Source organism: Streptomyces sp. NPDC002520, assembly GCF_053595235.1.
In genome coordinates, this window is sequence record NZ_JBSFXG010000052.1 from 38,988 (window position 1) to 53,385 (window position 14,398).

At 68.5% G+C, this 14,398-nt stretch carries 14 protein-coding genes and 3 pseudogenes; 5 read left to right on the forward strand and 12 right to left on the reverse strand.

Annotation, left to right across the window (positions count from 1 at the left end):
* The first annotated feature begins 277 nt into the window (after nt 1-277).
* Nucleotides 278-994 carry a hypothetical protein gene (locus ACWD5D_RS40700; RefSeq protein WP_451377806.1) on the forward strand — a complete coding sequence of 239 codons (717 nt, stop codon included), beginning with the start codon at nt 278-280 and terminating at the stop codon, nt 992-994.
* Here the strand turns inward: ACWD5D_RS40700 and ACWD5D_RS40705 are convergent.
* The 6 genes from ACWD5D_RS40705 to ACWD5D_RS40730 all read right to left on the reverse strand — a co-directional run bounded on the left by ACWD5D_RS40705 (nt 910) and on the right by ACWD5D_RS40730 (nt 5,974).
* A complete protein-coding gene (locus ACWD5D_RS40705) occupies nt 910-1,887 on the reverse strand; it encodes a helix-turn-helix domain-containing protein (protein WP_451377796.1) in 978 nt (325 codons plus the stop codon). The two genes, ACWD5D_RS40700 and ACWD5D_RS40705, sit on opposite strands and share 85 nt — an antisense overlap.
* Nucleotides 1,888-2,041: 154 nt before the next feature.
* The gene (locus ACWD5D_RS40710) at nt 2,042-3,019 is read right to left on the reverse strand and encodes an alpha/beta hydrolase (protein ID WP_451377797.1); all 978 of its coding nucleotides are present in this window, start codon (nt 3,017-3,019) and stop codon (nt 2,042-2,044) included.
* A gap of 163 nt (nt 3,020-3,182) precedes the next feature.
* Nucleotides 3,183-4,040 carry an IS3 family transposase gene (locus ACWD5D_RS40715; protein ID WP_451377798.1) on the reverse strand — a complete coding sequence of 286 codons (858 nt, stop codon included), beginning with the start codon at nt 4,038-4,040 and terminating at the stop codon, nt 3,183-3,185.
* A 21-nt stretch (nt 4,041-4,061) separates the two neighbouring features.
* Entirely contained in the window at nt 4,062-4,361 is a 300-nt protein-coding gene (locus ACWD5D_RS40720) for a transposase (RefSeq protein WP_073772198.1), read from the reverse strand.
* A gap of 64 nt (nt 4,362-4,425) precedes the next feature.
* Entirely contained in the window at nt 4,426-4,569 is a 144-nt protein-coding gene (locus ACWD5D_RS40725) for a hypothetical protein (protein WP_451377799.1), read from the reverse strand.
* Between the two features lie 106 nt (nt 4,570-4,675).
* Nucleotides 4,676-5,974, reverse strand: a complete 1,299-nt coding sequence (locus tag ACWD5D_RS40730; protein WP_451377807.1) for a phosphatase PAP2 family protein — start codon at nt 5,972-5,974, stop codon at nt 4,676-4,678.
* A 1,390-nt stretch (nt 5,975-7,364) separates the two neighbouring features.
* Between ACWD5D_RS40730 and ACWD5D_RS40735 the strand changes: the two genes are divergently transcribed.
* On the forward strand, nt 7,365-7,820 hold the full coding sequence (locus ACWD5D_RS40735; protein ID WP_451377800.1) for a tellurite resistance TerB family protein: 456 nt from the start codon (nt 7,365-7,367) through the stop codon (nt 7,818-7,820).
* 84 nt (nt 7,821-7,904) lie between these two features.
* Here ACWD5D_RS40735 and ACWD5D_RS40740 read toward each other — a convergent pair whose 3' ends face one another.
* From ACWD5D_RS40740 to ACWD5D_RS40750, 3 genes are read right to left on the reverse strand one after another with little or no spacing between them, the layout of a single operon-like run.
* Entirely contained in the window at nt 7,905-8,837 is a 933-nt protein-coding gene (locus ACWD5D_RS40740; RefSeq protein WP_451377801.1) for a M56 family metallopeptidase, read from the reverse strand.
* 6 nt (nt 8,838-8,843) lie between these two features.
* Complete coding sequence (locus ACWD5D_RS40745) at nt 8,844-9,227, reverse strand: BlaI/MecI/CopY family transcriptional regulator (RefSeq protein ID WP_451377802.1); 384 nt, start codon at nt 9,225-9,227, stop codon at nt 8,844-8,846.
* A gap of 38 nt (nt 9,228-9,265) precedes the next feature.
* Complete coding sequence (locus ACWD5D_RS40750; protein WP_451377803.1) at nt 9,266-10,210, reverse strand: MFS transporter; 945 nt, start codon at nt 10,208-10,210, stop codon at nt 9,266-9,268.
* 26 nt (nt 10,211-10,236) lie between these two features.
* On the opposite strand from ACWD5D_RS40750, the pseudogene ACWD5D_RS40755 reads away from it, so the two are divergent.
* Nucleotides 10,237-10,885, forward strand: a pseudogene (locus ACWD5D_RS40755) (transposase); the annotation flags it as partial.
* Between the two features lie 50 nt (nt 10,886-10,935).
* Here the strand turns inward: ACWD5D_RS40755 and ACWD5D_RS40760 are convergent.
* Entirely contained in the window at nt 10,936-11,178 is a 243-nt protein-coding gene (locus ACWD5D_RS40760) for a hypothetical protein (RefSeq protein WP_451377808.1), read from the reverse strand.
* 141 nt (nt 11,179-11,319) lie between these two features.
* Here ACWD5D_RS40760 and ACWD5D_RS40765 point away from each other — a divergent pair, with 141 nt between their 5' ends.
* Complete coding sequence (locus tag ACWD5D_RS40765) at nt 11,320-12,741, forward strand: DEAD/DEAH box helicase (protein WP_451377804.1); 1,422 nt, start codon at nt 11,320-11,322, stop codon at nt 12,739-12,741.
* Between the two features lie 496 nt (nt 12,742-13,237).
* Here the strand turns inward: ACWD5D_RS40765 and ACWD5D_RS40770 are convergent, their stop codons facing one another.
* Nucleotides 13,238-13,615 (reverse strand): nuclear transport factor 2 family protein, encoded by a 378-nt coding sequence (locus ACWD5D_RS40770; protein WP_451377805.1) that lies wholly within the window; start codon nt 13,613-13,615, stop codon nt 13,238-13,240.
* Nucleotides 13,616-13,880: 265 nt separating this feature from the next.
* A pseudogene (locus tag ACWD5D_RS40775) lies at nt 13,881-13,973 on the reverse strand (transposase); the annotation flags it as partial.
* A gap of 11 nt (nt 13,974-13,984) precedes the next feature.
* Here ACWD5D_RS40775 and ACWD5D_RS40780 point away from each other — a divergent pair.
* A pseudogene (locus ACWD5D_RS40780) lies at nt 13,985-14,398 on the forward strand (zinc ribbon domain-containing protein); the annotation flags it as partial.

Here is a 14,398-nt window from a genome sequence, read left to right on the forward strand (position 1 = left end):
GCACGGTGGCCTTCACCCCGACCGCCTGCCGGCTGCCGGCCGGCAGCGACCCCACTGCGCTGGCGGCACTGCGCACGGCCCGGGCTGCCGCGCGGGAGGTCGCCTGGCTGCAGGCCGCCGAGACCCGGGCAGGGATACCCGCTTCGCGATCCGGTGACCGCGACCTGTCCGGCCTGGCCCTGGACTTCGACGCCACCCTGGTCACCTGCCAATCGGAGAAGAGCAGGCGGCGGTCACCTACAAACGCGGCTTCGGCTATCACCCAATCCTGCACTTCCTGGACAATACAGGCGAAGGCCTGGCCGGCCTGCTCAGGTCGGGCAACGCCGGAGCCAGCACCGCCGTCGACCACATCACCGTCCTGGACGCGGCCCTCGCCCAGATCCCCGACGCCTACCGCCACGGCACCGACCTGCTCATGCGCACCGATAGCGCCGGCGGCGCCAAAGCGTTCCTGCACCACATACGCGCGCTACGCGAGCGTGGCATCCACACGTTCTTCTCGGTTGGGTATCCCGTCACCGAGCCGGTTTCGCCCGATCCAGGCTCGGCCCGACCACCTGTGGCATCCCGCGCTGGAGCAGGACGGCCCCCTGCGGACCGGCACGCAAGTTGCCGAGTTGACCGGCATGGTCAAACTCGAGGGCTGGGCTTGACTCCGTCGGGGATCTTGAAGTTCTCCGGTGTGAGGGCTTGGTTTCGCGGGATGCTGGGGACGGTTCGAGGCCCAGGCACGCTGCGAAGGACCCTGCTCGACCTGCAACGACGCGCCCGTGCCGAGCACGACAGCCCCGAAGGGCGCCGGACCTACGCGGTCAGATCCGCATCGGGGGCACGGTCAACGAACTGGCACACGGTCACGGGATGCGGCGGCTATCGCGGGCTGGAGAAGACCCACGTTCCGCCGGTTCAGTCGGTGGGACGGTCTGTCAGGCGCAACAGGATCGCCGCGACGATGTACCGCATGCGTCCCAGGGGGGTCCGCGGGTCGTAGCCGAGCTTACGGGTGATGGCCGCGTGCCGCGCCTGCACCGTGGAGTGGTGCATCCCAAGCCTTTCGGCTGCCGCGCGAATGCTGTCGATCTCGACGAGTGTCCGCAGGATTGCGCTGGTGCGCGTGTCGAGTCTGCGGAGCGTCGCGATGTCTTCGTGAGGGATCTCAGGGTCGTACGCCTGTATGAGCCGCAGCATGGCGCCGAACTCGGTTGCGTCGAGCACCGGATCGTCCACATCGGAAAGGCGGTAGGCGATCACGGCGGCGGCCCACGACTGCGGAGCGTGGTCGGCGCGCACCCAGAGACCGAGGCCGGCACGCCCGGCAGGCTCGACCTTCCCCGACGCGTCGAGAGTCGCGCACAGCATGCCGTAGCGCGTCGGCACGACTGTCGACGGCCCGGCCAGACGCGGCTGGTCGACGCCGGTGGCGACGATCCGGATCCTCGTGCCCGCGTTGAGGTGCAGTCGGGCAAGCGCCATGGTTCGCTCGGCGATCCCATGGTTGGCGTCGACGACGATGTCGAGCGCGTTGTCGGGCGCGCCGCGGTGATTGAGCAGCTCCACCGCGATCCCGAGCCGCTCGACGACCATCTCGTCGTTGGCGTGGTGCGCTCCGTCCCGCTCGAGCCAGACGCGGACGTCGTGGCTGGCCCGCTCAGGAGACCGCACCACATCGGGGGAGGGGTCCAGACGGCGACCGCTGGGGTCACATCTGGTGATCCGTCCGCGACGCTCGGCTCCCGCGATCGCTCCCGAAAGCGCTGCGGCAGCGCGCAGGAGTCCTCCGAGGCCTACTCCAGAGGCAACCAGGGCGTCGAAGTACGCGATGACCTTCAGCGAATCACTCGCCTCAGGGTCGAGAGCGGTGAGCCGCCCGACAAGTTCCTGCATACTGGGCTCCATTGCCTGGGGTTATCCACACTAGTGCTGTCTCGATGACGACGGACGAACTAGTCGAGGACGTGTGACACCGCTGTCGGCACCGCGATCGCGACCTGGACGTCGCGCGGGCCCCTGCGATCCGGGCCCGCGCGAACTGCCAGTGTCAGGAAGATGCTGATCCGAAGAGACGCCCGACCCAGTCGTTGCGGGTGGCGATCGCCGCCTGGCCGACGGCCGTGTGAGGAGCGATCTCGTCGAAGCCGTGGAACCCGCCGGCCCACACGTGCAGCTCCACCGAGACACCCGCGTGCCACAGTGCGGTGGCGTACGCGATGCTCTCGTCCCGGAAGATCTCGCTGCCACCGCAGTCGACGTACGTGGGCGGCAGCCCCGACAGGTCGGTCGCACGCGCCGGGGCCGCGTAGATTGATACCTCATCGGTCCCGCGGCGGTCCCCGACGTAGGCCTGCCACGCGGTCTGGTTGCTGGTGCGGTTCCAGGTCCCGGTCTCGGCGAACTGGAGCGTCGAGATGCTCTCGTCGCGGTCGTCGAGGAACGGACAGACGAGCACCTGACCTATCAGCTTCGGGCCCTGGCGATCGCGGGCCATCAGGGCGACCCCGGCGGTAAGGCCGCCCCCGGCGCTGGCGCCTGCGATGAGGAGCCGGTCGGGGTCGATCCCGAGCTCGGCGGCGTGCTCGACGGTCCAGAGCAGCCCGGCGTAGCAGTCCTCGAGCGGATAGGGGTCGGGGAACTCCGGCGCGAGCCGGTACTCCACGGTGACCAGTACCGCGTCGTGCTCGACGACCCACGGCACCACCTGCTGGCCGATGCCGATCATGCGGTTGCCTGCGACCATCCCGCCGCCGTGCATGTGGTAGATCCCGGGCCCGGTCCCCGTGTGGTCGGCCCGGGCGATGACGCTGACGACGATGTCGGCGCCCTCGTGGCCCGGGATGGTCAGATCCCGGCGCGTGAGACCCGCCTTCGCCAGATCCTCATCGGTCGTGGCGGACGCCGCGGACGCCGCCCGGAGCAGAGGGATCGTCTCGCTTGTCACGGTCGGTAGTTGGCCCTGGATGAGACCCAGGACCGCGCCGAGCTCGGGATCGAACGGGGGGCGGGCGATGGCCGTTGACATCTGCACTCCTTGCTTTGTGTATGCCGTGGTGCTCTTCACTGTGTCCGCTCGGTGCGGGGCGCAGAACCGCCGTTCATGGCAGTTTCCGATCGCCGGCTCCGCCGTCCGCGCGGCGGCCGCGTACGCTGCTTGAAGCTTCCCCGTGATCTTGGACACTCGATCCCTATGCTGCGAGGTCGTGTTGGTGCCGTTGCCGGGTCTCGGCCGGGGTGAGGTAGCCGAAGACCTTGTGTTTGCGCAGGCGGCGGCGGTTGTAGAACGTCTCGATGAAGTCGAAGACCTCAGCGCGGGCGGTGGCCCGGTCGGGCCAGAGGCGGGTGCCAATCTCTTCTTTGAGCAGGGCCCAGAAACTCTCCGCGGCGGCGTTGTCGAAGCATGATCCGGTGCGTCCGCAGCTTTGCCTGAGCCCCAACTCGCCTATTTCATAGCGGAATTGACTACTCGTGTATTCGCTGCCGCGATCCGAATGCGCTATGCACCCGGGCCGGAGCCGGCCCCGGCCCGCGGCCATCTTCAGCGCATCGACGACAAGGTCGGCGCGGTGGTGGTCGGCCATCGAGTAGCCGACGACCTCGCGGGTGGCCAGGTCCAGCCAGCAGGCGAGGTAGAGCCAGCCCTCGGATGTGGGCAGAGCGGTGATGTCGCCGACCAGTTTCGTGCCGGGAACCTCGGCATGGAAGTCGCGGCCGATCAGGTCCGGGGCCGGCCTGGCCTTCTTGTCCGGCCGTGTCAGCGAACGGCGCTTGCGACGGGTGACGCCCTGGATGCAGTGCTCGCGCATGAGGCGGGCGACGCGTTTGCGGTTCACCGCCCGGCCCAGGCGCCGCAGTTCGGCATGGATGCGCGGCGCGCCGTAGGTATGGCGGGAGGCCACGTGGATGACGGTGATCTCATGGACCAAGTCCTGGTCGGCGGCCTTGCGCGCGGCCCGAACCTTCGCCGCGGCGAGCCAGGCATAAAACGAGGCACGGGCCACCTTCAGCAGGCGGCAGAGGAAAGCAACACCGTGGGTTCTCCGCATCGATGAACGTGTACGTCGCGTTCACCGATCGCTCTCCTTCGCGAAGAAGACCGCGGCTTTTCGTAGGACCTCGATCGTCTTGGCCTGCTCGGCGTTTTGCCTGCGCAGCCGCTTGAGCTCCTCGCGCTCGGCGGTGGTGAGCTCACCCGGGGCTCCCTCGCCCCGGTCCGCCTTGGCCTGGCGATACCAGCCGCGCAGGGACTCCGAGCTGATGCCGAGCTCCCGGGCAACGGCGGTGACCGTCTTGCCCGTGGAGTCGACCAGCGCGATCGCGTCCCGTTTGAACTCCGCGGTGTACCGCTTCGTGTACTTGCTTCCCACCTGGTGCTACTTCCTCCGGAACCTCATGTCCCAGTCTCCAGGTGTCCACGATCAAGGGGAAGGTTCACGTCGTCGTCTCCCGCATCTTGTAACGGTCCTGGTGACCGCTGACCGACGGATGCCTCGCGTACCATGCCGTGATCACCGGCTCGATCAATGCCCACCGCCCGTCGGAGAAGCCACCGCCGCACGGCTTGCGCTCGCTCATCCCGCCACCACAGCGGAACTCATCCCGCTGACCAGGCAGGCCCGATCACCCAACCTCACACCATCAGGGGGAAGGTGAAACGGTCATCAGTGAACGTATCGCCCTCTCAAGCCGGCTCGGGCAACGGCTCCGGTTGCCGCGCTGGCGCGGCCGCCGGTTCCCAGTGTTTGGTGGTTCGTACGTAGTTGTGGACCACTGAGGTCATCGCCAGAAGGAGAAGTGGTCCGAACACCCACGGATGTGTGGCCATCTCCATCGGCAGGTAGCGATAGGACACCAAGAGCGCAGCGAAGACTGCCGTGCCGTGGCTGACCAGCTGGATTCCTGACCGGTCCCAGCCGCGTTCGTGCGAGCGCAGAGCCGCCTCGATCGTGAGCGCGAAGACCACGCCGGCAACGAGATCCACGCCGTAGTGGTAGCCGAAGCCCAGCGTCGCGCCGAGCGTGGCGATCAGCCAGAACGCGCCTGCGAATCGCAGAATCCGTGGGCCCTTGCGGGAGTGAATGAAGATCGCGGTAGCCCACGCCGTGTGCAGGCTGGGCATGCAGTTACGGGGGGTGATCTCGTCGTACGGCATCGGGTGCGGGGTACTGATCGGCGGCGGCGTGGCCGGCCACAGGTCGGCCACCGCCCAGTGCACGCCGCCGGTGCCGGATGCGCCCGGGCCGTAGGCGAAGACCGGTCCGACCACCGGGAAGAGCATGTAGATGCCCGGTCCGAGCACGCCGATGACCAGAAAGGTGCGCACCAGATGATGGCGCGGGAAGCGGCGCTCAATCCCCACGTTGCGCAGCTGGTACAGCGCGAAGACGATCGCGGCCACCGCAAGCTGAGCATAGACGAAGTCGAGGACATGGATGCCGATCGGGCCGGTGGCCGTGACGATCCGGCCTGCCAGCCACGACGGGTTGCCCAGCGCGTGATCGGCGGTTGCCACGTACTGGTCGAGCACCGCCGGACGAGTCTTCGACGTGATGAGAAGCCAGGTGTCACCGGTCTTGCGGCCGGCCACCAGCAGCAGACCGAGCCCGACGCCCTTCAACAGCAGGACACGCTCCTGGCCGGTGCGGCGCGTGACAGCGATGACCGCACAGCCCAGAATCACCCACAACGCGCCGTTGCCGAAGAAATGGCCGTCGGTCGTCCTGGCGCCGACCGCCCACCGCGCCAGTACGAAGACGACGTCGATGCCGATCGCGACACCAGCCGCGATGAACCGTTGCCGCCAGGTGAGCACCACCATCATCAACGCCAAACCGGCGTACAGCGGCCCCGGCTTGGGGGCGAAGACCACCTCTTTCACCTGATTGGTCATCGGACCCGGTTCGCCACCGAAGCGACGCGCGGCGATCTCCAGCGCAGTGAGGAGGCCGAGTGCCACCACACCCACCGTGACCCACAGCAGCGCCCGTGGTCGACGCCACGCGGCGAACGTAATTCTGCCGTTTATTCGCGAAAGCACCCGCGATGCTATAGATATCAATTGCCTGGCCGATTTGTCATTTAGTCAACCAGGCCACTTTTCACGCTGGTTGATATGGTTTCCTGGTGATGGGTGAAGGGATGATTGCCGATAGTTCGAACATGCTATCGGAGCGGTGAGGGCGGGTTTCGCTGGTCACGGGGTGGCGCGAAGGCCGATCGATCCTGCGCTCGGTGATCCAGCGTCACGGTTACCTGCCGGACAGCCCCGGGGCCCGTGAAATTGGACCGTGCCTGCGCTGCGAGTGGCGGCGAGTTCGGTCTCCAGGCTGGCCAGGAGTGCGGGTAGGTCGAGTTCAAGAGCCTGCTCGGATGCCGCGGCGTTACTCGGCGGCGGACGGTTCCAGCAGACGGGCGTGCGGCCGGCACAGGTGGTGGCGACCTCGGCCCCTTGTCCATGGCGCTCCGGATCGGCTCCTTCGCCTCCCGGCTGTCACGGCTGAGCCGATGGCCCGGCGAGGCCATCGCCGCCGCGCCGACAGCGCTGGTGACGCAGCTTCACCTCGTCGAGTGCAGTGGTGGACGGTGCGCGGACGCCGAGCGCGTGCACCAACACTCCTCCCGGTTCCCACTTCGATGGTTGCGCAGCGTCGGAACCATTGAACGCGCGACTCTCCACCAGTCCGTATCGGTGGGCGGGCGGGCAGGCGGCAGGGCTTTCGGGCGATAGGCGTGATCGCAGCCTTCGCGAACATCGAGTGCCGCGAGTACCGCGAGCACCGCGAGCGTCTCGGGTGCCATGGCGGCCTCTACCGGTCGCGATGATGGGCGACCGACTGTCCGTCACCTCGTGTCAGAGGCGCCCGAGGGCAACGAACTGCTGCTTGGGGCGACGATGCCCTCGTACGGGTGTCGGCTGCCGGAGGGCTGGTGTCTCTGCTGTGCGGATACGGACCGTGCTCCCGTGGCGGTCGGCCCTACGTCGGCGACGGCTTGATCACGGCAGGGTTGCTCCCGGGCGCCGTTGCCGTCGGAGCGGCCATCGGTTACCTGATCCGGCAACTGGTCACGGTGGGGCCCAGTCCTTGTGCCGGCCAGGACGATGGCGAGGTCGATGCGGACGCGGAGGTGAACCGGGCGCGACAGGCGTGGTAACTGGCCTTGCTGGAACGGGGGACGGTGCCCTTTCTGCTCGGTCGCCTTGAGGAGGCGCGCATAGGGGAACGACGGGATCGCGCCACACGTTGATCTGTCTGGGTACATGAGAGTGATACCTCCACACTGGTATCTTCTACAACACTGTAGAAGTTGGTCTGGCTGTCGGGTTCGCCTTCGAGCGAGTCCTCGACGGCCCGGGACAAAGGGAGCTCGACATGGCACTGTGGGACCGCATCAAGGACTCGGCGTCGCAGATGCAGACCCAGTTGGTGGCGAAGAAGAACGACCTCAAGAGCGGTGCCTTCCGCGATGCGAGCATGGCGATGTGTGCCTTGGTCGCCGCGGCCGACGGCAAGATCGACCCGTCCGAACGGCAGCGTGTCGCGCAGCTGATCTTCAGCAACGAAGTGCTGCAGAACTTCCCCGCCGACGACCTCCAGCGCCGCTTCGAGGGCAACCTCGACAAGCTGACCGCCGACTTCGACTTCGGCAAGGTGAGCGTGCTTCAGGAGATCGCCAAGGCGAAGAAGAAGCCCGCCGAGGCGCGTGCCGTGATCCAGATCGGCATTGTCATCGGTGGTGCCGACGGCGACTTCGACGCGACCGAGCGTGCCGTGGTCCGGGACGCCTGCTTCGCGCTGGATCTGCCGCCCCACGAGTTCGACCTCTGAAACTCCGGCCGAACGGCATTCGACAGAAGCGCCTTTGGGCCCGGCAGGGATGAACCGCCTGCCGGGCCCATTGCTGCCTCGGCGTCAGAGCGCCGTCGCTGTGCGGAGCAAGAGCAGCAGTGTGAAGGCCGAGTTGGCCGAGAACGTCGCCGAGAGAAGAACGCCGGTGGCTGCGGCCCACAGGGCCAGGCCCACTGTGGTGAACACTGGCGGCCAGGTGCGCACGACGGGCGCCGGCCCAAGCAGGGCCGCGACCCGGCGGGGAAGCGGGCCCGGGGCGGCCAGGCCGGCGAGTGTGGGCGCGGGGGTGCCGCGCGAGACGAGCGCTGCCCTTCCGATCGCACGGGCTACGGTCTTACGACTGCCGACGGCTTGGGCTGCTTCCTCGTCCGCCCACCGCTCCACCGTGTAGGCCACGGCAGTCCGCAAGGGCAGCAGGAACGGGTTCGCACAGGCGGCCAGCCGCACGAACAGCAGATGGCGATGATGCCGGGCGGCGAGGTGGCTGCGCTCGTGAGCGAAAAGAACCCGGCGCTCCCGGGGCGGGAGGCAGGCGAGCATGGCCGTGGACACCACGATCCGGTCGCGCAGACCGCCCGGCAACGCGTAGGCATAGGGCTGGGCATCGTGCAGCACCGCAACCTCCGTGCGCGGCAGACCCTCCAGTGCTCGGTGAGCCCGCCATCGCACCCTGTAGTGATGCAGCAGGGCGCGGCCGCAGGCTACGACGACCGCCAGAAGACCCGGGATCGCTGCCATTCCGGCGACCTCGTGCCGCGGAACGCTCTCGCGCACCTCGGGATCAGACCAGCCGTCCGGCAGCGGATTGCCGGGCAGCTGAGCGGTGCCCACCACCATCAGCAGCGCCAGGCACACCGTGCTGCACAGTGCCATGACGGTGGAGACCCTCGTCAGCAGGACCGTGGCGACGCGGGGATGGAGGCGCCGTTCGGCCAAGCGCGCGATCGGCCAGGCGGTTAACGGCAGGATCAACGGGAGGAGAACGAAGATCCCCATGTGCTCTCAGTCCTCGTCCGTGGCATGGTCCAGCAGATCGCGGAGCAACTGCTCGTCGCCTTCCGGCAGCGCGGTGATGAAGCTGGCCAGCACCGCCCGACGGTCCTGCTCGCTGTCCAGGACCTTGCGCATCTTCAGCGCGGCGAGCCCGGCCTCGTCCGCGGCGGGAAGCCACACGAAGGACCGGCCCTCGCGCCTGCGTGTGACGGCCTTCTTGGCCAGCAGGCGGGCCAGCACCGTCATCACGGTGGTGTACGCGAGGTCGGCGGCCAGGTGCTCCTGCACCCAGCCCGCGGTCACCGGTCCCTCGGCCTCGTGCAGCGTGGCGAGCACCCGCGTCTCCAACGCCCCGTGCGCCCTACGCCGACGGTGTGCCTCCGGCTCTGTCACGCGCTGTCTCCCTTCTGTCCCGCCCTCGCCTCAACTTCTCACGCCGAAGGAGTGTCACATCGTACAAAGCGGATGGTGGCAGTGGCTTGCTGTGAGGTTCCAAAGCAGGCCCCGAACCGATCGAGTGCGTGGAGGGACGAACCATGGGTGTGTCCTCGTCCAAGGGTGGCAACGTGTCGCTGAGCAAGGAGGCGCCCGGTCCGAGTGCCGCGCCGGGACAGCAGCCATCCCATCAGCGCGGCGGCGAGGCCGGCCAGGCCGGCCGCCGCGAAGCCGCCTGCCGGTCCGGACGTGTCGATCGCTCCGCCGACGATCGGGACGCCGAGGGCGAAGCTCGCGCCCAGCGCCGAGGACTGCAAGCCTGTCGCCTCACCGCGCACGCTCGCGGGTGCGAGCCGGCTCACGGCGTCGGACAACGCGGAAAGAGTCGGTGCGGCAAGCAGCCCCGCGCCGCAGCCTGCCACACACAACCAGCGCCAGTCGTGGGCCAGTCCGGCGGGAATGGTTACCGGCCCGAGCAGGCCGAGCAGCAGCCAGGTGGGCAGCGGTCGCGGGAGCACGCCGTACAGAAGCCCGCCGGCGATGGAGGCCGCGCCGTACACGGCCACCACGACGGCGGCCCAGGAGACCTGGCCGGCTTCCTTGAGAGTGGCCACGATGGCCAGGTCGGTACCGTTGAGCACGATCGTGGCGCCGAACGCCATCACCAGCAACGCGATCATTCTCGGGCCCAGCCACTTCCGGCGACGGGGGCGGTCGGCTGGGTCGGCCGACGCCTCCTCCTCGGCCCGCAGCGGGGGGTTGAGCAGAGCGATCCCCGCTCCGCCCGCCACGATCGCAGCGCCGACGCTCCAGGCCACCACGCCGGAGTGCAGGTGTGTCGCGCAGAGGATCACGATCGGCGGGCCCACCATGCAGGACAGCTCGCCCTGTACCGCTTCCAGCGCGAAGGCTCGAATCTGACCGAACCACTCGGTGTCCAACCGTTGCTCGTCGACGTTGTCCGGTCATGGGTGGGGTGATGTCAGGAGGTGATCCGAAGTGGATCGAGTCGTTCGTCGGGTTGAGCCCGGTGCAGTTCGACCGTCTCGTCGCGTTGGTGCGGCGGCGGGGTGGTGACATCCAGCGAGGCCGGCCGTGGCGATCGCCGCTGGAGGACCGGGTGTTGCTGGTGGCCACGTACTGGTGCACGAATGTGACGTTGCGGCAGGTGGCGCTACTGTTCGGGACGTCGAAGTCGGCCGCGGACCGGATCCTGAACCATCTCGCGCCGCTGCTGGCGATCTCTCCGGCCCGCCGCAGACGCGAGGGCACTGTGTACATCGTCGACGGCACGCTGGTGCCCACCAGGGACCGCACTGTCGCGGCCTCGAGCAAGAACTACCAGTACTCGACGAACCTGCAGGTGGTCATTGATGCCAACAGCCGCCTGATGGTGGCCATCGGTGACCCGCTACCCGGAAGCCGCAACGACTGCCGGGCCTTCACCGAGTCCGGGTGTCGACCGGGCCTGCCGTGGCGTTACCACCCTCGCTGATGGCGGCTACCAGGGCACCGGACTGCTCATCCCGCGCCGCAAAGGATGAGGCCAACAGCGTCTGAGCCCGCAGCAGGAGGCCGAAAACGCTGTCCGCCGTCGGGCCCGGGCACGTGTCGAAGACGGCGGCGACCAAGAGGAAGTCGACCGCTGTCGGGATGGGGTGGCGGGTCAGGCCGGAGTGGCCAGGGCGCCGAGGCGGTGCCAGCAGGTGGTGAAGGCGTCGCGCCAGCGCCAGGTGGTCGGCGCCGATGGTGTGGAACTCGTTGAGGCGGTCGCCGATCGCGTCGTCGGTCCCCAGTCCGCCAGGGTGTCGATCAGGCGGTCGCCGCCGCCGATGAAGTCTTCGGCGGTGAAGCCGAGGCTGAGCTTGGCAGGTCCGGCTGTCGTTCCTCGGCTGAGCGGTGCGACCACGGGAGGTTCGAGCGGCGTGCCCCGTGCTACCGTTGCGCTTTTGCAGTGTCGCTGTGTCGGTGCTCCGTTCGATGTCTCTGGCTGGCGGCCGTGTCCCTGCCGCGCCTTCCTCGGTACGGTCCCTTCGGAGGAAGGCTCTCTGTGAACGAATCAGCACGTGCTGATGCCCGGCAGCAGGACGATGTGTCCGAGGCGGCGGGCGCCACTTCGGCAGTGCCCACGGCGACGTCCTTCGCCCAGCTGGGGTTGCCGGCCGAGATTCTGCGGGCGCTCGATGAGCACGGAGTGACCGTGCCCTTCCCCATCCAGGCGGCGGCGCTGCCGAACGCGCTCGCGGGACGGGACGTCCTGGGCCGGGGCCGCACAGGATCCGGCAAGACACTCGCCTTCGGCCTGGGGATGCTCGCCCGGACGGCCGGGCAGCGCGCGCAGCCGAAAGAGCCGCTGGCGCTCGTTCTGGTGCCTACCAGGGAGCTGGCGCAGCAGGTCGGTGAGGCTCTCACCCCGTACGTCGAGGCGCTGCGGCTGCGGCTCGCGACCGTGGTGGGCGGAGTGTCCATCGGACGGCAGGCCGCCGCGCTGCGGGATGGCGCCGAGATCGTCGTCGCCACGCCCGGTCGACTGCACGACCTCATCGAGCGGAAGGGCTGCCGACTGGGACGGGTGCGCATCGCGGTCCTGGACGAGGCCGACCAGATGTGTGACATGGGGTTCCTGCCGCAGGTCACCGAGATCCTGGACCAGGTGCGCCCCGACGGGCAGCGGATGCTGTTCTCCGCCACCCTCGACCGCGACGTGGACCAGTTGGTGCAGCGCTACCTGCGCGACCCCGCCGTCCACTCCGTGGACCCTTCGACCAGCGCGGTCTCCGCGATCGAGCACCACGTCTTCGTCGTGCACGGCCCGGACCGGTACGCCGTGACCACGGAGATCGCCGCGCGGGACGGCCGCGTCCTGCTGTTCCTGGACACCAAGCACGGTGTCGACCAGCTCACGCGGCATCTGCGGGCCAGCGGCGTAGCCGCCGCCGCCCTGCACAGCGGGAAGTCCCAGCCGCAGCGCACCCGGACCCTGGCCCAGTTCAAGAACGGGCAGGTCACCGCGCTGGTCGCGACGAACGTCGCCGCGCGCGGCCTGCACGTCGACAACCTCGACCTCGTGGTCAACGTCGACCCGGCCACCGATCCGAAGGACTATCTGCACCGCGCGGGCCGCACGGCCCGGGCCGGCCGCTCCGGCACCGTCGTGACACTCGTCCTGTCGGGACAGCGCCGCGAGACGAGCCAGGTCATGGCGGACGCCGAAGTCGCCCCAAATGTAACCAAAGTGCGGTCGGGCGAGGCGGAGTTGAGCCGGATCACCGGCGCCAAGGCCCCCTCCGGAAAGCCCCTCGACGGCGGGGCGGCCGTATCGCGACCCAAGAACCACAACGCCCCGTTCCGCGGCCTGGGCAGCACCAAGGACGCGAAGGGCGGATCCGGTGGCAGGCCGTCCCGCAAGAGCAGCGAGGCCCGCAAGCTCGCGGAGGCCCGCAAGGCGGCCCGGGTGCGGCGCGACGGCTGAGACCGGCTTCCCGGACTGCCGGGCGATGGGTTCGCCTACGCTGCTGGACGGATACGCGGGACCGGAGATCGGCCAGGGTGCACGGGTCGGCATCAGCGTCACGTATCGGTGACCGCACGCAGGGATAGGCGTGCAGGCGATGGAGAACGGCGCGGACGCGCCACGGCGGAACGGTGTCCACACCGTCGAGCGAGAGCTGGGCGTGGGCGGCATGGGGACGGTCTACCTCGCCCGATCACGGGGCGGCCCCTCCGTCAGCCGTGGCCACCAGTTATGACAAGCGCCGCTACATCTCCCTCGGCACCGTAACCGCCGCGGCCCTCACCATCTGGCTCCGCTCATGACCGGCCGGAGGCGCTCGCCCGCATCCGCAGCGAGAAGGGCATCAGCTGGGGCGGACGCCCCCCTCAACGCCGCAGCCTGACCGACCGCGAACCGCAGCCCCGGAGCGCCGAAACGGACAAGTTCACGAGAAGGACAGCGACAGAAGGACGACTCAGGAGGCGGACGGCTCGATATCCCCCGCAAAGACGATGACCTGGTCGATGAGGCTCCGCCGCAGATGGACGACGTCCGTTCCCGCCAGGCGGGGGCCTCCATCCGGCGTGGTGAAGACCCACTGGTACCGGGCCCACTCGTCAGGCATGTCCACCGCTGAGCAGCGCACCATCGTGCCGGTCCCCGCCGGGTGGCGCCGGATGTCCAGCACGAACCGCTCGACCGCCGCGATTCCTTCGCTGCGACCCAACGGCCCCCAGAAGACCACGTCTGAGGTCAGGGCCTGGGAGAGCAGGCCAGTCACATAGCTGTCGTCCGAGGCGTTAAACGCGGAGATGAACGTGTCGATCGCGGAGCGTGCCGTCTCTTCCTGCATGCCCCAGTAATACCAGCCGTTGCGCGTGCGCTCGTCCCGCGAGCCGCCTTCCGATCACGGTGGACCATCCCGGTCACAGCACCAGGGATGCCTTGGATCAGTCATGGCGGGCCGGCAGCAGCGGCCAGAGACGTCGACCGGGAGGCCAGTAGGCGCTCTGGTTCTACCTTTGATCTTGGCCAGTGCTCCGGCGTTTACGCCGGAGGTGAAGGCCATGCCGGAACTGCTCTGACCGGCGCATGAGTACGAGTCCGCAGTGTTCAGCTCAGCTCATGGGGCGCTTCTGGTTCTCGATGTACTGCTTCACGTCGGTCAGGGGCGCGCCGCCGCAGCTTCCGGCGAAGTAGGAGCCGGACCAGAAGTGTCCGCAGACTCCTCAGGCTGGAGCGGCAGGCCGCACACCGCAAGAGCTTCCGCAAGAAGGGGGAGAAGACCTCCCGCCGCTTGCAGCACACCTACGACCAGATCAAACAGCTCCGAGCAAAAGCCACGCGACGAGCCTTGGACTGGCAGCACCAGACAACCACCTACCTCGCCCGTACGTACGGCGTGATCGTGGTCGAACAGCTCAACATCACGAACATGGTCAAGTCCGCTCGGGGCACCACCGAGGAGCCGGGCAAGAACGTCAAAGCCAAGGCCGGCCTCAACCGCTCCATCGCACAAGAGGCATGGGGACGCACGGTCGCGATGCTGACGTACAAGCTCGGCCGCTACGGCGGCCAGCTCGTCAAGGTTCCCGCCCCGAACACCTCCCGACGCTGCTCCGCATGCGGATTCACC